The sequence below is a fragment of the Acinetobacter sp. GG23 genome, from assembly GCF_057766365.1.
This window is the reverse complement of the sequence record NZ_JBYMDJ010000007.1, coordinates 162,713-180,434: the sequence shown is the minus strand read 5'-3', so window position 1 is coordinate 180,434 and position 17,722 is coordinate 162,713. Positions and strand designations below refer to the sequence as shown.

Sequence of the window (17,722 nt, the reverse complement as noted above, 5' to 3'; positions counted from 1 at the left end):
CATGTCACGGTATACAGGAAAAACTATTCGGGATGATGGGCGACTGCCTGCCCACCTTGAGCAATCTCTGCATGACATTTTAAGTACCTTACTCGGTACCCGAATTTGCCGACGAAATTACGGTTCTCTTTTACCGCATTTAATTGATCAACCCTGCAATGACATCACCAAATTAAAAATTATGAATGCCTCGGCTACCGCCATTATTCGCTTTGAACCCCGGCTTAAAATCAAGCAGGTTCAGGTCAGTAGTACAGACAGTCAGAATGGATGGGATGTCACGCTCATCGGCACATATTTACAATATAACCAAGATCAAACTTTCAAACAAAGCTATACATTTGGAGCAGCTGCATGAGCACCATAAACCGTGTCGATTTATCCTCATTACCTTTTCCGGATGTTCTTCAGCAGTTAGATTTTGAAGCTGAACTTTTAGCCTGTAAGCAGGAGTTAATTTCAAGAGATCCAGAACTGAGCGACGTTCTTGATTTTGAAAGTGAGCCTTTGGTTAAGCTACTGGAAACCTTTGCCTATCGTTTTTTGTTAAAGACTGGACAAATTAATGCCAAGGCCAAGGCACTGATGTTGGCTTATGCCACCAAATCCGATTTAGACCATCTGGCTGCCAACCGTGATGTGTACCGAAAAACCATCATTCCTGCACAACCCAATGCCATTCCCCCGATTGAAGCGGTGATGGAGTCGGATGAGGATTTACGTCGACGGGTACATTTACAGCCTGAAAGCATGTCTGCAGGTTCAGTCGGTGCCTATCAGTTTTGGGGCATAAGTGCACATGGCCATGTCAAAGATATTTCTGTCGAAACGCCAGAAGAAGGTCATGTCAATATTTGGGTACAAAGCCATATTGATGCAATTGCCCCACAGACTTTACTTGATATGGTCGATGAAACTTTAGATCCAGATACCCGACGACCGTTTACCGATCAGGTTCATGTCAAAGCTGCGACCGTGGAAGAGTGGCAACTCAATGCAACCCTGGTTCTTTTTCCTGGCCCCGACTCTGCCGTGGTCAAAGCAGCTGCTGAAGCGGACGTAAATTTATACATCGAAAAAATATCATCCTTGGGTTATGACGTAACGCGTAGCGGACTATTCCGATCCTTGCACCAGGGTGGTGTTCAAAATGTCATTTTAAACAGCCCAGCATCCGATATTGTCTTACCAAAGAGCCGTTATTCAAAATGCACTGCGATTAATATCAATATTGTGGAGTTTACAGATGTCTAGTCTTCTCCCGCGAAATGCCACAAAACTAGAAAAAAATGTAGAGCAGCTTGGTGAAAAAATTTCCCTCATTCCAGTCCCTTTTGTGGATTTACACAGTATCGATCGTTGTCCTGTCCCTCATTTGCCTTGGCTTGCGTGGGAGCACCGGGTCGAATATTGGCAGCCCGACTGGAATGAACAAGACAAGCGAAATGCCATCCGTGAAAGTGAGTCTTTTAATGCTGGGCGTGGCACACGATCATCCATCTCTAGCCTCCTCAGTACCGTCGTCGACAATTATCAACTAAAGGCATGGTATGAATTTAATCCGCCACAAAAGCCCTTTACTTTTGTGGTCATTATCAATCCTCAGTATCTGCTTTCGATTGAACAGTTATTGCAAGTTCATACCGCGATTGATGCGACCAAATCCGTCCGAGATAACTATTCCATTTCCGCCAAAGTACAAACTCTTTGTGATTTTTACCTTACAGGTTCGGTCACCTCTGGCACCAAAATTCATTTAGAAAGTATGTAAAGAGAAGAATATGCCTGCAAAATATTACGTCACACTTACCAATTATGGTGCAGAACTTGTTGCTGCAGCTCACGACCTGCAATCCATCACATTGACTGAAATGGTGATCGGTGATGCAAATGGTATCCCTTACCAACCGATTGACCATACAGATTTAACCCAGCTCGTTCATCAAACTGCAGCTGTCGAAATCAGTGAAGTTAAAGTGGCAAATAAAAATGCAACGGTTTCAGCGATTATTCCTGCCAATGTGGGGGGCTTTAATATTCATGAAATCGGCCTTAAAGATACGTCAGGTAAACTGGTGTATATCGGTAATTATCATGGTGCTTATAAACCGGTGATTACTGAAGGTGGCGGTGGTGAACTTGAACTGGTTATCGACATCAAAGCCACAGCAGGTGCTCAGGCTTTGATTGAAATCAATCCACTCATTATTTCTGCAACTAAAACATGGGTATTGGAAAAATTTAACGAGCTGATGGAAGCCATCAATAATAAAGAAGATATAAAAGTCGGTGACCTTTTCATTACGACTTTAAATTTTGCCGATTCTGCTGCGGTTGCAGCCCATAAAAAATATGGGGTATGGGAAAAATTCGGTGATGGTCATGCCCTTGTTGCACGTGCCTCTGATACCAATGAACTCGCACCAGAATTCATGAAAACAATTGGTCATTCTGATGGTGAATATCAACATAAAATAACAAAGTCTGAAATGCCGGAACATGATCATATTGACGAGGGTTCACCGTACAATAAACTTGTGGCTTCACTAGGGGACATACTACCTGGTGATGGTGATGGCATGGGCGGTATCAATCCTGCAGGAGCTGCCTCACCGAATTACAATAGTACCTATCTTCAAACTTCAGATATTACTGCTGCACAATATCTGAAGATGACGATTAAGAAAAATGGTGCTGGTCAAGCCCATAATAATATTCAACCCTCCATAATCGTTGACGTGTGGAAGCGAACAGCATAACCATTTTTTTCAAAATCCTGATTAAGCCTTAAACAGGATTTTGCTCGTAGAATAAAAAAAGTCCTCCATTCATTATGGCTCTAAAAGTACAACCCCTTTTGGAGTCTAAACAATGGCTGAACGTCATCACGGTATTACAGGCCGAGAAACAGCTTCTGGAAAAATCCCGATTCGCGATGCAGCGACTGCTGTGATTGCCATGCTTGCCTATGCAAATGATGCGGACGAAGAAGCTTTTCCGCTAAATACCCCTATTCTGGTCACCTCAATCAATCGCGTTTTACCTAAATCCGGTGTGACAGGCAATTTACGTAAAAATCTGGAAATCATTTCTCAAATTACATCCCCAACTCTGGTGGTTATTCGAATTGAGAATCCATTTAGCCCCTCATTCGATCAGTCGACCGTTATTGGTACTACAGATGAATTCAGTCAGCGTACAGGTCTTCAAGCTCTACTGACGGTCAAATCAATTTTGGGAATTACTCCTAAGATTATTTGTGTACCGGATGTTGAAACGGTTGATGTTGCCAATGCCATCGGTGCGATTTGCAAAAAGCTACGTGCCTATTCATACATCACACCACGCGATGCTGAAGGCACAATTATGGGATCGGCTGAAGCTGTGGCGAATTTTCGTCAAATGCTGGCATTCCGTGAAATTGAAATCATCTGGCCAGAATTCACCAGCGGTAATGTGTTCCTGGGTAGCGGTGATTCCGATCTGGAATTTACTGATATTGCACTTCAAAAAACTCCAGCAGATCGCTCTTTCGTTACACTGACTTATGACCTGTATCGTAATGGTGAAAAAATAGAGTCCAATCAAACTGTCGGTGATCCAGAACCTGACAGTACTTCCAGTTCATTTATCAACTGCATAGAAACTATTTTTCAATCCTACCCTGATATTTCAATAGATCAGGGCGGTGGTGGCATTGCACATTTCAGCACTCGCAATGGATACCGCATTTTCGGCAACAAAGGTGATTTAGAAAAAGATTCTATCCGTCTGGTATTCAAACAAAATCCATCTCAAGAAGATGACCTCTTTCCAATGCTTACAGATCGTTATAGCGGACAACCTTTTAATAGTCCGATTGAACTGATTACTTTGGGCAAAACCATGTATGAAGGAGTCTAATCCTCATGACTTTAAAATATGGAACAGGCATTTTTACTGCTGCCGTCGCTGCTGCAGCATTACGTGCTGAAACGGATCAGAAAGTCGGATTTCATAAATCTCTCTCCAATATTCCCGTGACGGGTCCAACAGGAATCAGCCAGCCGATTACCTGGGATCTGGAGGATCCTGACACCGATGCCGGTTATTTAAATAGCCAGGACATCACCACCATGATCCAGCATATGGGTTTCCGTTTTTGGGGCAATCGCAACTGTTCAGATGACATTCGCTTTTCCTTTGAAGTGGCGACACGTTCAGCCCAGTTCTTATTGGACACCATTATTAATGGCTGTTTTCCTTTCGTGGACCAACCGCTGACCCCTTTTCTGGCCAAAGATATTATTGACTCGATTAATGCCAAGTTGCGTGAACATGTCGATGCCAAGCATTTGATAGGTGCATCGGTCTGGTACGACCAGGCTGAAAATTCAGTCGAGCAGTTATCGCAAGGTGTGATGTGGATTGATTACGACTTTACCCCTGTCCCTACGCTTGAAAACCTGGGATTAAACCAACGTATTACCGACCGTTATCTAGTTGACTTTGCTCAAATGATTAATGGCGCAAATACCACTGAAGGAATCTAAGCCATGCTTCCACGTACGCTCAAAAACTTTAATGTATTTGTGAATACATACTCATGGGCAGGTGTCGCTGAAAGCGTCACCATTCCCAAAATCACCAAGAAGACTGAAGACTATCGTGGCGCTGGCATGATTGGTGATATTGCCTTGTCAATGGGCTATGAAAAGCTTGAAGGCGAAGTTGTCTATGCCGGTTTTGATGTCAAACAGTACCGTCAGCTCGGTGTTTGCGGCACTTCAGATTTACCTGTTCGTTTTGTCGGTGTCTATGAACGTCAGGACAATTGCACCTCCCAAACTGTGGAAATCTATACCCGTGGCCAAGCCATTGAACTTGATCCTGGTGAATCTAAAAATGGCGAAAAGACAGAAATCAAAATGTCTTACAACTTTACCTACTACCGTATGGAAGTGGATGGGGTGGTCGAGGTCGAACTGGATTTCGTCAATGGTACCGAGCGTTTTGGCTCAAGCAATGTCGCTGAAGAAATTAAAAAATTACTTGGTCTGTAAAGACCTGGTTATTCCTCCCATTCATTTTATTTGAGAAATCAATATGACTCCTGAAGTACAGCAGCAAAACCAAGAAGCGATTCAAGATCCGAACATGATCACGATCAATTTTGACGAAGGATTTAAGCGTGGTGAACAAACCGTTACTGAAATTGTGATCCGTAAACCGAAAACCCGTGCCCTTCGTGGTTTAACCCTGGTCAACGTCTTACAGCTTGATGTGGATACGTTGGCAAAACTTGCCCCACGTATTACCACACCGACGATGTCGGAAAATGATGTTTACGACCTCAGCCCTTCTGACCTGACCAAACTCAGCAAGGAAGTGATTGGTTTTTTCGTGAAAACCGAGGAAGAAGACTTCCAGTAAGTACCGATGATGTCATCGCAGATCTGGCGGTGGTGTTTGGTTGGACACCGGCAGACTGTGATGATTATGAAATTGATGAATTAATGGATTGGCATGAACGTGCTCGAGCACGATGGGAAACAGATAGCAGATGAGTCAAATTAGCTTAAAGGCCATGTTGGAACTGGTGGACAAAGCCACTGCCCCACTCAAGGACATTATGGGTTCAAGTGAAAAGACCAGTGATGCTTTACGTGCCCAGCGTGAAGAGTTGAAAAAACTGAATAAATCGCAGTCGGATATTACGTCATTTCGACGTTTATCCACTGCCTTGAAGGGAACCCGAAAGGATCTTGAATCAGCGCAGCAAACGGTGGCCAGACTTGCCCAAGAGCATGCCAGTGTGCAAAAGCCTACCCGTTCGATGATCAAGGAATTTGAGAAAGCCAAACTAAGCGTTAAATCGTTAAAACAAGCTGAACAGGATCAACTGCGTCAATTACAAATGCTGCGTAACGGATTAAGTCAGGCCGGAATCAGTACCAAATCCCTAGGTAGAGATGAGCGTGAATTAAAGTCGCGTATTGATGCATCAAGCCAAGCCCTACAACGAAAAAAGCAGCAACTGGATAAACAGGTTGCAAGCCAGAAACGTATGAATGATCTGGTCAAACAGCATAAAAGTACCCAGGAAATGATGGGCAAAGTTTCAGATACCGGAGTCAGAGCCGGTGCAGGTGCTGCGGTGGGTGCAGGTGCTTTGGCAGTACCCATTAAAGCTTATGCTGATGCTGAAGACGCGGCCACCACCCTTAAAGTATCCATGATGCAATCGAATGGCCAAGTGGCCAAAGAATTTAATGACATCAATCAACTGGCCAATCAACTCGGCACCAAACTCCCGGGTACAACTGCCGACTTCCAACTGATGATGGCTAAACTGGTTCAGCAAGGCATCAGCTATAAAGCCATTCTAGGCGGTGTTGGCCAAGCATCCGGTTATCTTGCGGTGCAGTTAAAAATGCCTTTTGAAGAAGCAGCCGAGTTTGCAGCCAAAATGCAGGATGCGACCAAGACCTCTGAAAAAGATATGTTGAGCCTGATGGATACGATTCAACGGTCATACTATTTGGGCGTTGACTCCACCAATATGCTGCAAGGTTTTTCTAAATTATCTGCCGGGATGAAAACCATTAAAGCCGAAGGTTTAAAAGGTGCCCAGGCAATGGCTCCGCTTTTAGTCATGGCAGACCAGGCTGCAATGGCAGGTGAATCTGCAGGTAATGCCTACAGCAAAATTTTCTCATCGATGATGGACACCAAAGGGATTCAATCCGCCTTAAAAGGCTCAAAACTGTCGATGAACTTTACCGACGGCAAAGGTGAGTTCGGTGGTCTGGACAAAATGTTTAAACAGCTGAGTAAACTTAAAGGCTTATCGACAGAGGCCCGTTTGCCGATATTGTCCGATATGTTTGGTAATGATGCTGAAACCATTCAAGCCTTGAATCTTTTGATTGATAAAGGTCAAGCCGGTTATAACGAAACCCTGGCAAAAATGAATGCCCAGGCAGATCTGCAAAAACGTGTCAATGAGCAGCTCGGTACCTTAAAAAATCTTTGGGATGCCGCTTCAGGAACCTTTACCAGTGCAATGACCAACTTTGGTGCTGCAATTGCACCAGAACTCAAACAGGTCGTGACAGGTCTGACCGATGTTTCAGAAAGTATCGGCAACTGGTCTAAAGCCAATCCTGAACTCTCCAATGCCATCATGAAAACCATTGCAGTGATTGTCATTTTATTAGGTGCATTCAGTGCAATCGCACTGGCACTGGTCACCCTACTCGGGCCGATGGCCTTGCTCCGTTTGACCTTTGGCGTTTTGGGGGTTAAAGGCTTCAGCCTGATTAATGTAATCCGGCTGATTGGAGGGGCATTTTTATGGTTAGGAAAAGGGCTATTTATGGTCGGTCGTTTAATGATGACCAATCCTTTATTTCTGGCCATCGGGTTACTGGCAATTGCGGCTTATATGATTTACCGCAACTGGGGGCCAATCAAGCAATTCTTTATTTCACTCTGGGGCAGTATTTCTGCAGGTGCCTCAACTTTATGGCTCAACCTTAAATCATTTTTTAGTAGTGGCATTGCCAATATCAGTGCCACTATCCTGAACTGGTCACCCATCGGATTGTTTTATCGCGCCTTTGCTGCAGTGATGAATTATTTTGGTATTCAACTCCCGAGCACATTTACAGGCTTTGGCCAGATGCTGATGCAGGGACTGGCGAACGGTATTGGGAATAGTGTCGGTGCAGTGATTGCCAAAGCCAAAGCTGCTGCAGCGGCTGTTATTAGCAATGTGAAAGGCGCTTTTGGCATCCATTCCCCTAGCCGGGTTTTTGCTCAACTCGGTGCATACAACATGCAGGGTTTAGCCAACGGGATCTCCAATAATAGTCATTTGGCCAACACTGCAGTAACCACAGCCAGTAAGGATATGTTGGGCTATTTTGATCCTGGGGCAATTCAATTTGATTCTCGTCCACCGATTGCTTCAAACAATAACAATTCAATGACGGCTTCCATGCCTGTACAGCAAGTTTTCAACATTTATGCAGCACCGGGTATGGATGAAAAAGCCTTGGCACAGATGGTCGCGAGTGAAGTTGCCAAAGCACAACGTCCGCAGGCATCTGGAAATGTTCGCAGCTACAGTGATTTAGATTAGGAGAGCAAGCCATGTTGATGAGTTTAGGACAGTTTATTTTTAATACCAGTTCTCTGGCATTTAAAGAAATCCAGCGACAACGTTCGTGGAATTATGCAGACAATGCCGTCGCATTTGGCAGGGCCAAAAAACAGTTTATGGGTTCAGGTCAGGATAGTATTTCTCTTCCTGGTCTCATCTATGAAGAATATGGATTCGGTAGCCGTTTTGCCCTGGATGAACTGGCCAGCATGGCCGATACAGGACAAGGTTTCGTGCTAATGGATGGCTCTGGTTACTTGTATGGGGTCTATGTGATTGACAATATCGACGAGACCAAATCATTTCTGGTCGATAACGGTGTACCTCGCAAAGTGGAATACACGCTAAAACTTTCCCGGGCTGATGATGATCGTATTGAAAATCAAGCTGCGCCTGAACGCATGGATGATTCGGTATGATTAAAACCCCAGTTTGCATTATTACTGCCGATAACAAGCCATTAAACGCGCTGATCTCCAGTCGAATTATTAGTGTCACCGTGACAGATAACCGAGCCAATGAAGCAGATGAACTGAGTATTGTTTTAGATGATTCTGATGGTGCCCTGGAGTTACCTAAACGTGGAGTAAAACTGAATTGCAAGATGGGGTTTTTAGGTGAAAATATCCATGACAAAGGCGATTTTGTTGTCGATGAAACTGAATGGTCTGGTACACCGGATCTCATTACTGTAAAAGCTTCCAGTGCCAATTTTAAAAGCAAGATTAAGGAAGCAAAATCGAAATCTTATCACCGTAAGAAATTTGGTGAAATTGCCACTGAAGTTGCCAAGAATCATGATTTAACACTAGTTATGGCCAACTATTTAAAAAGCATAAATTTATCCCATGTGGACCAGACCAATGAGTCGGATCTGAATCTTTTACAACGACTGGCCAAACAGAACGGTGCTGAAATGGCGGTGAAAAAAGATCGCTTACTTATCTTTAAAGCCGGTTCTGCAAAGACCGCTTCAGGCAAAGATTTACCTGCCCTGATTTTGACCAGGAACGATGGTGATCAATTTCGTTATAGTGAACAGGATCGGGAGTCTGACCATACTGGCGTATCAGCCAGCTATCAGGACACAGGTAAAGCGAAACGTGAAAAAGCTGTCGCAGGCGAAAAAGGAAAAGTGAAACACCTGAAGGGAACTTTTGCCAATAAAGAAGAAGCTGAACGCGCAAGTAAAGCAAAAATGGCTGAAATTAAACGGCAAATGGCAAAGTTCAGTATCACCACGGCTTATGGTATCCCTGAAATTAGTACAGAGTCACCAGTCAAACTAAATGGCTTTAAAGCAGAAGTGGATAAGCTAAAATGGATTGTTGAAAAAGCCACTCATAGCTATGCTAAAAGTGGCGGGATGACAAGTCAATTGGACTTAGAATCAAATATATAAATTTAGAATATATTTTAGTCCTATTACGCCACCTTCTTAGTTTCTGGCTCAACAAAACCCAATAAAATCATAATTTCTTTACCAAATTTTGAGTTTTCAAATTCATAATTAGGATAAGCCATTCTAAATAAACCTTCTATCCTATCCCCCTCAATAAATTTCGAATCACTGATCGTACCAAAATGCTTTTGAAGGCTTTTTCCCAATAAACACATAACATCATGTCCATTAGAGATTTTTTGATGAATATTCCATTGTTGTTCAACATCTTCAGTAATCAAATTTGCAAGTAATTCAACCTGACAACAACTATCAATAGATATCTTACGAATTAATTCATTAGAATCTAAATTTAAAGGTTTTAAATCAACAATTTTCTTAAAGTCAAAGGGCTTCTTAAAAGTTAGATTAACTTCTGATTTTAATGCATTAAAAAATCTTAGTTTACTAAGTGGATAAGCCAGTTTATAAATTACTTGCCTAACTTGATTTAAATCTAGCTGACCATTTATATGAGGCAACTTTTCAATAGAACCTAGCTCTGAAAGTACTTTATGTAATGCTTCGTCGCATTCAAACATGACTATTTCCAGATCTCTATGATCTACTATTACAATATTATCAGGTATATCTGTTTCAATAACTTCATGATAATCACGATCAATTACGCCAATAACTTTCTTCCCTTTTTTCTCTTGTTCAGAAAGTATATTCCACTCTTTTAGTAGATCTACGACTCCTTTCCACCCTTTTCTCTCCTCATAAGTAATAGGACTTTTTAAACTAAACCTCTGTTCAAAAAAGCGAACATCCGACTCCCCCTCTACAATTAGCCAAGGTTTTGCCTCTCCAGTTAGTGACACAATTTCAGTAATTAATTCTTGCGTAGTTGAAAAAATAGCACTCATGACTTATAAAATTCCACCATCAAGTGAAACGCAAAGGCTTCTTCTCGAACCAATAATTTGGGGCGAGTGAGTAGCTATAATAAATTTATGACCTCTTAATTTTTCTACTCTTAATATGTCATCAAGAAAACTTCTTTGCCAATCAACATGAAGTGAAATTTCTGGCTCATCAATTAAATAGTATGTACCACTATCTGCAAGAAATATTAATTCATAAAATAATACAATCTGATGTTGCTCTCCTGAAGATAATTCAGACAACTTAAGCTCTCTTTTATCTCCATGTTTTGAAGTAAAATAAAAACCCTTTTCATAATGAATTCTCATATCCTTATTTCGTATTTTTTGACCCACAATCTCTTGAAATGTTTCAATTTTCTCAAGAAGATCATCATATACAGAAAGCTTTTCATTCAAATCTTGGAGGTATAATGATAAAACTGTTTTCACATTATCTTTATTTAAACTTTCATCTGGTAAAGCGATATTCTTTTCTCTAAACAACAGTCCCGCATTTAATATTTTAGTAATTTTATCCTGTGTTTCTTTATATTTACGTCTAATATCATTTTCTGATTCATGAGTGTTTTCAATGACATTAATATTCTGAATGAGTCGTTCTGGAAAAGATTTATTATGAGAAGCTGTTTTTTCATTTGATTCTGCTAAAGAAGTTGCAATTTTCTGTGCAATGTCTTTAGCATATCTTTCAATCATTAAATTGCCATAATTTTTTTTGTCTCTTTCATTAATTTCTGAAGGCATATAAATTAGACGTTGTGTTTTTACCATAAAAAACTTTAAGGATCTTGATAGCTGCTTTATATCTATATACTTTTTACTATTCAATAATCGTCTTCCACTATCATCTATTTCTTCTACATAAAAGCTACGATCATCACCAAATAAATCATCCCCAATTCTAACTCTATGTATTTCATCATCAAAAGCATATTTAAACTTCATTTTTCTACGAAAATCAGATTCTGACGTATTATCATGATGATTTTCTATAGGTTTTGATAATAAAGTTTCTGGAGATTTATTATCTATACTTACTGTTAATCTATAGAAATCTATTTGATGCTTAAAACAGCTTCGCTCAAAATTACTTAATAAAGTATTCGGTTTAATATCTTCATTATATTCAATAATATTTTTATTAAATACTATAGTTTTTTCTTCTATCTTCCCTTCATTATTTATTTCATGAATTAATGTGAATTTATTAAAGTCTACAAGAGATAACTTTGAGTAGTTAGAATTATAAAAATGCATAACCATATCCAATAGTGTGGTTTTACCACAGCCATTAGGTCCATGTAAGATAGTTATACCTTCCTCTTTTAAATAGATTTCATGTTTTAGAAAACCATTCAATCCTTCCACACATATATATTTTAATTCAGACCTAATATCTTCAAGAGCTTCTTTTTTCAAACTAATCACAATATCACTACCCCTTTGCTAGATTTTCAAATAGTTAACTTAACTCATAAATTATTAACTAGTTATATTAATAAAATTAAACCATTAAATACTTTTATAAAGCTCCCACAAATCTACCAACTCACCCTTCACTTTATAATTGCTATACCAATTTTGATCGTACTTAATAAGCCATCCACGCCCCATTGCCCCTTCTAAACTGACGGCTTCAACTTCAAGGAATTTTCTAAAAATAGAACTGGCAAAGATCTTTTTCTTTCGTATTTCTGACGTATTTAACCACACCTTCGCAGTTTCTTTTGGTGGATGGGTTTCAATGGTTTCACAGTCATAACAAGACCACGCAAAATTACCTAACCAATCGTTTACATCGCTGCATGCCCTATAAACACCCCTCGATTCAGAAAGCCAGAAACTATTCATATATGGTTTTAAAGTTATGGCATCACTGTTATCGACCATTGTTCCGTTGCAGAATGGACATGTTTTTGTAGGCAATTTTTTAAGAAAACTTATCTGACCATCAAACTGTGATTTCGCAGACTCATAATCATTACAACCAAAATCAGTTTGTAAATTACGATAATCTATAGCAGCGAAAAGAGCATCAAATTCGTCTGCTTTTCGTTTTTTCAAAGCTTTCATTTCTTTGAGTCGGTCTTGCCCTAACTCATTTACCCATTCCACTAAACGTGAATTAAATTTCTTTGTCATAAAGTTACTAAGCTATTACTGCTTTTGTATTAAATTTTCTGCATTCTCTCACAAATTCACAAAGTTAAGTATATCCTTCCACTAAAATCCAATACTGTAGATATATTAAATTTATCCTTAATTTATCTTACAAATTAAACATAATTTATTATGAAAAATGACACTATGAATCAGTTCATCTTGACACAATGATATGGTGCATTCTGATCCGATGGGGAGTGTCAAAATGAACTTTTCTTCTATATTAAAAAGAATAAATAAATAGAATAAATAAAAGAATGCAAAAAGCCGAAACTGAAAAATATAAATCAGATCACAACAAATCGAATGAACAACAGATTCGATAAAAACAGTTGACTTAAAAAATAATTAAATTATATTGTCCATATCACAGCAAAATCTGTGATCAGGCGTAGGAACCTGTTTTATCATCACTGAGCGCAAATCAAAGTCGCTTATGCGACATTTTTTTTGCCTACTGTTTAGCAGTCGTTATGGCAGGCTAGACAGGGCAACCTTCGGGTTGGCCGTACTCAGTGAACGGTATTCCTACACCCTGTTTAGTCTGTCACCATTCCGTAGGAAGAATGTTGACAGGTGTTAAAATTATCACTGAGTTAACGACTATGAACATTCAAAATAAAAATGTGCATTCAGCACCTGTATGCCTTGATACCCTCTGTATACAACGCTTACAAGCATCTAACTTTGCTCAACCCCAAATTCATAAAAAAATTTTAAATTTCATTCGCCTACGTTTTACACGTTAAGGGGAATCGCATGTCTAAAATTTATATCAATACTGAACTTGGTACAGAAAAACGCTGTACGCGCTGTGGCGACTACTACCCTCTCGACACAGACTTCTTTTACAAAAATGGTACTTGGCGCGGCAAATCTCAATGGACTTCGCACTGCAAAGCTTGTTTCACTGAAACCTATCGGGGCGAAAAATAATGTCACAAATTCTTAAAACTTCTGAGGAATTTGCATTGTATGCTTCCCCTTCAATTGCTAAGGAATTGGGAACACCAGCTGCGGTCTTTTTGCAAAAACTCTACTTTATGTTAAATCATACTAAAAATAAAAATGGAGAAACGGTCAGATATATCAAAGTCCATCAAAACCGGAAATGGTGGTGGCATACCTATGAAAACTGGCAAACTACTTTGGGCTTATATAGCATATCCACTATTAAGCGCGCTGTTGCTAAGCTAAGAGAACTTGGTTTAATTGAAGTTCAAAAACTAGATCCTGTTAAGCGCGAACGGGTCAATTACTACAGCATCAATTATAAAAAATTAAAGCAACTTTTTGGTATCTCCGTAGGTGCTACAAAACCTCAACCACAGCCAAAACTGAAGCTAGCACCAGAAAAAATCATAGGGACAGAAACGCCTATTCATGCTGAAGCCACAGCAGAAGATCTTGCCACCATTCCGCAGGAACATCGCACGCTGTATAGACAACTTCGCCAATACAAACTTGATATTTCTTATGATGACCCTCGCCTCTACTTTTGGGAGAAAAAAGCCAGATTAATTACGAGTTATACGGCTTCGGCAACGAATCGATTTGATATCAATAAATGGCAATGGCACACACCAGAACAAATACTACCTGAAGAATTTTTAAGGACTTAAAAAATGGGAATTGAAAGACACATTATTCGAGTTCAAGAACCACATTCTAAAAAGCGTAAGTTCTTCATCAGCTCGAAGCATTTATACCGTTTGCTGCAAACAGATATTTCCTACAAAACTTTTGTAGAAACAAATATTGTCTGGTCACGACTTCGTGAAAATATTGACTATCATTTCAATGAGCAGCATGACACATACAATCTTTCAATATGTGCTGTACAGGCAATTTTGATTTTAGAGAACACAGAGAAGAGTTGGCAATTTTTCAATGAACTAACTGACCTGATAAATAACGGTTTTAACCGTTCTTAGAGGAATAACATGGATACTCAAGCAAGATTATCGTTATTAGATCAGCACTTAACTTTGTTGATTGAATCGACTGAAAACTGTAGCTCACTCACTGGTGAATCTGTAGCAGCGACATTATTTATTATTCAAGAACAGGTTCGTCAGATTCAAATGGCTGTAAATAAAGAGTAGATAAAAAAGCCCTCTTAGGAGGGCTTTTTTATCTACTCAACAATTATCGGAATTTCAAAACTTTCAGAATGGGCATATTCACCACAAATTAATTGGATTTTTATTACATCTTTCCCTACGGCATTAGGAAATAAGTGATAATTACTAAAAATTTTTCTTTTATAGTGTAATAAAGAATTTATGGTTATATGAATAGTATTATCATCTACATAATCTTTGATTTCTTGATTAATTGTATTATTGAGATTTAAACCTGTATTAAATAAAATTGGGGATGGATCGTAGAAACTTGGTTTATATGATTTCTCTGATCTTTGTTCTGGTGTATAAATTGTAATTTTATTATCTTTAAATTTCTTTTCAAAATAATCGATATTACATTTATCATTATTGTCAATAATAGTAATAAATTCGGGGCACTGTATTTCTATATTTACATTTGTAGCTAAAGAAGTGCCTGTATTTTCTATTTTAATTTCTAAATTTAATAGTCCTTTATTTAACTGTTCTAATAACTGTAAGCATTGATTATGAATTAAGATCTGCTTTTCAGTAACTGCGTCAATTTCAGCATTATAAGCATCAAAATATTCATCGGGTCTTTTCCCTCCAAATAGTTGTGACATTGATGCTAAGGAAGCCTCAAGCAAATATGATTGTTCAAGTAAAATATTTTTTGTTCTTTTTTCTGGCAATATAAATTTCTTATGATCAGCTAAAATTGGGAATTTCACTACAATAGCTTGTTCACCAATAGACATGTTATTTGCAATCTCATTTAAGGAAACTTTTAATACAGGTTTTCTTATTTCAGATGTTTTTTTTAAAAACTCATTTTCCTCACGAAGTTGTCTATTTTCCTCACTTAGCTTAGCCATTTCTTCTGCAAGTTGACTTGAAATTTGGTTGCCTCTCACCCAGCCAGTACCACCATGCTTTCTCATATTTTTATATAAAGAATGTGAGATTTTATGCTTCAAGTCATCTACAGAATCCCAAAACTCACAAAGCCTATTCGTTAAAACTTTTTGACGAAAAAGCTTTAATTTATCTAAATTTTCAATGTTATGATCCCTTTCATGTGGGAGTGTTGCAACGTTATCATTACGAACAAAACAGATAAGTTTCAGCCCCTTACTTACGGCATAATCAAATTCCTTTTCTGTAAAACTAATACCGTCCTCTTTAGAAATAGAACCATAGCGATGACCAAGTATTAAAATATAAAAGTCACTTGAATCAATTAAATCTTTAATAATCGTCCATTGTTCATCATTATCTGCACCAAACAATTCCATCCCTACTGGAAAGTTATAGGATTCTAGAACAGTATTAATTGCCGCACTTCGTGCTTCTATTAAATCTGTATAGGTTGAACTAATAAATACCTGATACTTCTTTTCTTGACTCATTTTTTTCTTTATAAAATAAACACTGATTTACTTAACACTTATAGCATCTCAACAAAGTTAGATAAATACATATTTATTAAATAATTTCATATTCTTAGATAAAAACAGCACCACATATTTTATGTTATAAATATAATTCTTAGCGATATGTAAAGAGGTCATATCATGCAAAATCTAACTCAAGAAAAAATCCGAGAACTTCTCGATAAGAAATTCTCGGATATTGAATTTGAACTTAAAAGCAATGTAAATCCAGACATACTAACTGGAGAAGTTATTGGTTATTTAGAAGCATTTCTCACTATGTCTTTGATTAATACCTATGAGTTCGGCAGGTATCATCGCCAGTATTCAAAATTGAAAGAGAAAATACTAGATAACTAATCTTTCTTGATCGCAAAACTCTCCGCAAAATTTCGCACTAAAGTCATCAAAGTTTCTCTGTGGTTTGGCTCTACTGAATCCCACAGTTTAAGCAGTTCCTTCGCATCATCCGAAAGTAAATCTGGCTGAGTCCGCTCACCAGTAATTAGGTAGTAAACGTCTACTCCCGCTGCATGCAAAGATTCTAAATCATCCTGCCCCATAACACGCTCGCCTTTTTCATAACGCATTACAGCCATATTTTTTTTACCAAATAAAGCAGCAAAATCTTTTTGCGACAGACCTAAGCGTGATCGTTCCTGACGAAGGCGTTCGCCTCTTTGATCGTTATTCTCATTTACCATTTGGGATAAATCCATATATTAATTATCCCATTTGGGATAATATTGCTTTGCTTATTTACCATTTTAACAAAGTTCTTTATTCACCACAGTTTAATCACTGTGGATTCCAAAGGAAACAACCATGGCTACTCAAGAATCCCAAAAAGAAGTCCAAATCAGCTTTCGTACTACACCAGAAACTAAACGACTTGCACGTGTAGAAGCAGCAAAACAAGACATGAGTTTAAACGAATGGATTAAACATCTTGTTGAATCAAAACTGGTTAAAGATTCTTTTCAAAAATCAAAATCATCATAAGGCACGGTCTTTCGGCTATTCCCTGAAAACCAATACAGATTTTTCAAATATTTGAAAATTTTTGTAAATGAGAAAGAGCGATTAAGTAAGTGTCGTCGGGAGCAACAATTACTTGATTGAATATCTAGAGGTACTCCATGAGTAAATCAATTGGTTTTTATTGCCCCCACTGTGGCACACGTATGCATGTATCTAGTCGTAAAAAACCCTCTCCTTTGCTACATGAACTAATTGTGTCTTGTCGTAATGATCAGTGCCTAGCAAGTTTCGCAGCAAGTCTGGAAATGGTGAGACCGGTACAAAATAGTATTAATCCAAATCCAGAAGTTCAGACAGGACTGCCACAGCATAAACGTCAGTGGGAAAACGAACTCGAACATCAACTAGCAAGTTTGGAAATACAAACCGAAATTGATGAACATCAAAAGAATTATGTTGAAGGCTTTATTTCTGCCCTATTCCATTCATCAACTATTGATTTGACTAGAGCATCTACATACCGCCATCGGCTTCAACAAATTAAACTTTTATAGGTTTTT

At 38.7% G+C, this 17,722-nt stretch carries 24 protein-coding genes; 19 read left to right on the top strand and 5 right to left on the bottom strand.

All coding sequences use genetic code 11. From position 1 onward, the window contains the following. Position 1 precedes the first annotated feature (1 nt). From AC3CAU_RS12615 to AC3CAU_RS12560, 12 genes are all read left to right on the top strand, one after another. Complete coding sequence (locus AC3CAU_RS12615; protein WP_447053335.1) at positions 2 to 358, top strand: GPW/gp25 family protein; 357 nt, start codon at positions 2 to 4, stop codon at positions 356 to 358. Further along, positions 355 to 1,254, top strand: a complete 900-nt coding sequence (locus tag AC3CAU_RS12610; protein WP_447053336.1) for a baseplate assembly protein — start codon at positions 355 to 357, stop codon at positions 1,252 to 1,254. The genes AC3CAU_RS12615 and AC3CAU_RS12610 overlap by 4 nt, the downstream gene beginning before the upstream one ends. Further along, the gene (locus AC3CAU_RS12605) at positions 1,247 to 1,771 is read left to right on the top strand and encodes a phage tail protein I (protein WP_447053337.1); all 525 of its coding nucleotides are present in this window, start codon (positions 1,247 to 1,249) and stop codon (positions 1,769 to 1,771) included. Before AC3CAU_RS12610 ends, AC3CAU_RS12605 begins: the two co-directional genes overlap by 8 nt. A gap of 10 nt (positions 1,772 to 1,781) precedes the next feature. Next, positions 1,782 to 2,759 carry a phage tail-collar fiber domain-containing protein gene (locus AC3CAU_RS12600; protein ID WP_447053338.1) on the top strand — a complete coding sequence of 326 codons (978 nt, stop codon included), beginning with the start codon at positions 1,782 to 1,784 and terminating at the stop codon, positions 2,757 to 2,759. 112 nt (positions 2,760 to 2,871) lie between these two features. Then, entirely contained in the window at positions 2,872 to 3,903 is a 1,032-nt protein-coding gene (locus AC3CAU_RS12595) for a phage tail sheath protein (protein WP_447053339.1), read from the top strand. 5 nt (positions 3,904 to 3,908) lie between these two features. Beyond that, positions 3,909 to 4,532 carry a phage tail sheath subtilisin-like domain-containing protein gene (locus AC3CAU_RS12590; protein ID WP_447053340.1) on the top strand — a complete coding sequence of 208 codons (624 nt, stop codon included), beginning with the start codon at positions 3,909 to 3,911 and terminating at the stop codon, positions 4,530 to 4,532. Between the two features lie 3 nt (positions 4,533 to 4,535). Beyond that, complete coding sequence (locus tag AC3CAU_RS12585) at positions 4,536 to 5,042, top strand: phage major tail tube protein (RefSeq protein WP_447053341.1); 507 nt, start codon at positions 4,536 to 4,538, stop codon at positions 5,040 to 5,042. A gap of 43 nt (positions 5,043 to 5,085) precedes the next feature. Beyond that, positions 5,086 to 5,412, top strand: coding sequence for a phage tail assembly protein (locus AC3CAU_RS12580; protein WP_447053342.1), 327 nt, complete (start codon positions 5,086 to 5,088; stop codon positions 5,410 to 5,412). Between the two features lie 14 nt (positions 5,413 to 5,426). Further along, positions 5,427 to 5,546: a GpE family phage tail protein gene (locus tag AC3CAU_RS12575; RefSeq protein ID WP_131218329.1), complete on the top strand. Its 120-nt coding sequence runs from the start codon at positions 5,427 to 5,429 to the stop codon at positions 5,544 to 5,546. Next, complete coding sequence (locus tag AC3CAU_RS12570) at positions 5,543 to 8,125, top strand: phage tail tape measure protein (protein ID WP_447053343.1); 2,583 nt, start codon at positions 5,543 to 5,545, stop codon at positions 8,123 to 8,125. Before AC3CAU_RS12575 ends, AC3CAU_RS12570 begins: the two co-directional genes overlap by 4 nt. Positions 8,126 to 8,136: 11 nt before the next feature. Next, entirely contained in the window at positions 8,137 to 8,565 is a 429-nt protein-coding gene (locus tag AC3CAU_RS12565) for a phage tail protein (RefSeq protein ID WP_447053344.1), read from the top strand. Further along, positions 8,562 to 9,548 carry a contractile injection system protein, VgrG/Pvc8 family gene (locus AC3CAU_RS12560; RefSeq protein WP_447053345.1) on the top strand — a complete coding sequence of 329 codons (987 nt, stop codon included), beginning with the start codon at positions 8,562 to 8,564 and terminating at the stop codon, positions 9,546 to 9,548. Before AC3CAU_RS12565 ends, AC3CAU_RS12560 begins: the two co-directional genes overlap by 4 nt. Positions 9,549 to 9,571: 23 nt before the next feature. Here the strand turns inward: AC3CAU_RS12560 and AC3CAU_RS12555 are convergent, their stop codons facing one another. From AC3CAU_RS12555 to AC3CAU_RS12545, 3 genes are all read right to left on the bottom strand, one after another. Beyond that, on the bottom strand, positions 9,572 to 10,456 hold the full coding sequence (locus AC3CAU_RS12555) for a DUF4435 domain-containing protein (RefSeq protein ID WP_447053346.1): 885 nt from the start codon (positions 10,454 to 10,456) through the stop codon (positions 9,572 to 9,574). Between the two features lie 3 nt (positions 10,457 to 10,459). Next, entirely contained in the window at positions 10,460 to 11,905 is a 1,446-nt protein-coding gene (locus AC3CAU_RS12550) for an AAA family ATPase (RefSeq protein WP_447053347.1), read from the bottom strand. A gap of 84 nt (positions 11,906 to 11,989) precedes the next feature. Further along, positions 11,990 to 12,619: a hypothetical protein gene (locus AC3CAU_RS12545; protein WP_447053348.1), complete on the bottom strand. Its 630-nt coding sequence runs from the start codon at positions 12,617 to 12,619 to the stop codon at positions 11,990 to 11,992. 780 nt (positions 12,620 to 13,399) lie between these two features. On the opposite strand from AC3CAU_RS12545, the gene AC3CAU_RS12540 reads away from it, so the two are divergent. Genes AC3CAU_RS12540 through AC3CAU_RS12525 form a run of 4 tightly spaced genes read left to right on the top strand, consistent with a single transcriptional unit; the run spans position 13,400 to position 14,745 of the window. Then, a complete protein-coding gene (locus tag AC3CAU_RS12540) occupies positions 13,400 to 13,576 on the top strand; it encodes a hypothetical protein (RefSeq protein WP_447053349.1) in 177 nt (58 codons plus the stop codon). Further along, entirely contained in the window at positions 13,576 to 14,262 is a 687-nt protein-coding gene (locus tag AC3CAU_RS12535; protein WP_447053350.1) for a hypothetical protein, read from the top strand. The genes AC3CAU_RS12540 and AC3CAU_RS12535 overlap by 1 nt, the downstream gene beginning before the upstream one ends. Before the next feature lie 3 nt (positions 14,263 to 14,265). Beyond that, complete coding sequence (locus AC3CAU_RS12530; RefSeq protein ID WP_447053351.1) at positions 14,266 to 14,574, top strand: hypothetical protein; 309 nt, start codon at positions 14,266 to 14,268, stop codon at positions 14,572 to 14,574. A 9-nt stretch (positions 14,575 to 14,583) separates the two neighbouring features. After that, complete coding sequence (locus AC3CAU_RS12525; RefSeq protein ID WP_447053352.1) at positions 14,584 to 14,745, top strand: hypothetical protein; 162 nt, start codon at positions 14,584 to 14,586, stop codon at positions 14,743 to 14,745. Positions 14,746 to 14,777: 32 nt separating this feature from the next. Here AC3CAU_RS12525 and AC3CAU_RS12520 read toward each other — a convergent pair whose 3' ends face one another. Then, complete coding sequence (locus AC3CAU_RS12520) at positions 14,778 to 16,157, bottom strand: DUF4062 domain-containing protein (protein WP_447053353.1); 1,380 nt, start codon at positions 16,155 to 16,157, stop codon at positions 14,778 to 14,780. A gap of 165 nt (positions 16,158 to 16,322) precedes the next feature. Between AC3CAU_RS12520 and AC3CAU_RS12515 the strand changes: the two genes are divergently transcribed. Beyond that, entirely contained in the window at positions 16,323 to 16,541 is a 219-nt protein-coding gene (locus AC3CAU_RS12515; protein WP_447053354.1) for a hypothetical protein, read from the top strand. Here the strand turns inward: AC3CAU_RS12515 and AC3CAU_RS12510 are convergent. Continuing rightward, a complete protein-coding gene (locus AC3CAU_RS12510) occupies positions 16,538 to 16,900 on the bottom strand; it encodes a helix-turn-helix domain-containing protein (RefSeq protein ID WP_447053355.1) in 363 nt (120 codons plus the stop codon). The two genes, AC3CAU_RS12515 and AC3CAU_RS12510, sit on opposite strands and share 4 nt — an antisense overlap. A gap of 106 nt (positions 16,901 to 17,006) precedes the next feature. Here AC3CAU_RS12510 and AC3CAU_RS12505 point away from each other — a divergent pair, with 106 nt between their 5' ends. Both AC3CAU_RS12505 and AC3CAU_RS12500 read left to right on the top strand, forming a co-directional pair. Further along, positions 17,007 to 17,183: a toxin-antitoxin system HicB family antitoxin gene (locus AC3CAU_RS12505; RefSeq protein WP_447053356.1), complete on the top strand. Its 177-nt coding sequence runs from the start codon at positions 17,007 to 17,009 to the stop codon at positions 17,181 to 17,183. Between the two features lie 137 nt (positions 17,184 to 17,320). After that, positions 17,321 to 17,716 carry an ogr/Delta-like zinc finger family protein gene (locus AC3CAU_RS12500; RefSeq protein ID WP_447053357.1) on the top strand — a complete coding sequence of 132 codons (396 nt, stop codon included), beginning with the start codon at positions 17,321 to 17,323 and terminating at the stop codon, positions 17,714 to 17,716. Positions 17,717 to 17,722: the final 6 nt, after the last annotated feature.

Coding starts and splice junctions, on each gene's coding strand:
- AC3CAU_RS12515 (WP_447053354.1), top strand. CDS start 16,323: ATGCAAAATCTAACTCAAGAAAAAATCCGAGAACTTCTCGATAAGAAA.
- AC3CAU_RS12560 (WP_447053345.1), top strand. CDS start 8,562: ATGATTAAAACCCCAGTTTGCATTATTACTGCCGATAACAAGCCATTA.
- AC3CAU_RS12585 (WP_447053341.1), top strand. CDS start 4,536: ATGCTTCCACGTACGCTCAAAAACTTTAATGTATTTGTGAATACATAC.
- AC3CAU_RS12505 (WP_447053356.1), top strand. CDS start 17,007: ATGGCTACTCAAGAATCCCAAAAAGAAGTCCAAATCAGCTTTCGTACT.
- AC3CAU_RS12545 (WP_447053348.1), bottom strand. CDS start 12,619: ATGACAAAGAAATTTAATTCACGTTTAGTGGAATGGGTAAATGAGTTA.
- AC3CAU_RS12600 (WP_447053338.1), top strand. CDS start 1,782: ATGCCTGCAAAATATTACGTCACACTTACCAATTATGGTGCAGAACTT.
- AC3CAU_RS12530 (WP_447053351.1), top strand. CDS start 14,266: ATGGGAATTGAAAGACACATTATTCGAGTTCAAGAACCACATTCTAAA.
- AC3CAU_RS12605 (WP_447053337.1), top strand. CDS start 1,247: ATGTCTAGTCTTCTCCCGCGAAATGCCACAAAACTAGAAAAAAATGTA.
- AC3CAU_RS12510 (WP_447053355.1), bottom strand. CDS start 16,900: ATGGATTTATCCCAAATGGTAAATGAGAATAACGATCAAAGAGGCGAA.
- AC3CAU_RS12525 (WP_447053352.1), top strand. CDS start 14,584: ATGGATACTCAAGCAAGATTATCGTTATTAGATCAGCACTTAACTTTG.
- AC3CAU_RS12615 (WP_447053335.1), top strand. CDS start 2: ATGTCACGGTATACAGGAAAAACTATTCGGGATGATGGGCGACTGCCT.
- AC3CAU_RS12610 (WP_447053336.1), top strand. CDS start 355: ATGAGCACCATAAACCGTGTCGATTTATCCTCATTACCTTTTCCGGAT.
- AC3CAU_RS12595 (WP_447053339.1), top strand. CDS start 2,872: ATGGCTGAACGTCATCACGGTATTACAGGCCGAGAAACAGCTTCTGGA.
- AC3CAU_RS12520 (WP_447053353.1), bottom strand. CDS start 16,157: ATGAGTCAAGAAAAGAAGTATCAGGTATTTATTAGTTCAACCTATACA.
- AC3CAU_RS12540 (WP_447053349.1), top strand. CDS start 13,400: ATGTCTAAAATTTATATCAATACTGAACTTGGTACAGAAAAACGCTGT.
- AC3CAU_RS12570 (WP_447053343.1), top strand. CDS start 5,543: ATGAGTCAAATTAGCTTAAAGGCCATGTTGGAACTGGTGGACAAAGCC.
- AC3CAU_RS12565 (WP_447053344.1), top strand. CDS start 8,137: ATGTTGATGAGTTTAGGACAGTTTATTTTTAATACCAGTTCTCTGGCA.
- AC3CAU_RS12535 (WP_447053350.1), top strand. CDS start 13,576: ATGTCACAAATTCTTAAAACTTCTGAGGAATTTGCATTGTATGCTTCC.
- AC3CAU_RS12555 (WP_447053346.1), bottom strand. CDS start 10,456: ATGAGTGCTATTTTTTCAACTACGCAAGAATTAATTACTGAAATTGTG.
- AC3CAU_RS12590 (WP_447053340.1), top strand. CDS start 3,909: ATGACTTTAAAATATGGAACAGGCATTTTTACTGCTGCCGTCGCTGCT.
- AC3CAU_RS12500 (WP_447053357.1), top strand. CDS start 17,321: ATGAGTAAATCAATTGGTTTTTATTGCCCCCACTGTGGCACACGTATG.
- AC3CAU_RS12580 (WP_447053342.1), top strand. CDS start 5,086: ATGACTCCTGAAGTACAGCAGCAAAACCAAGAAGCGATTCAAGATCCG.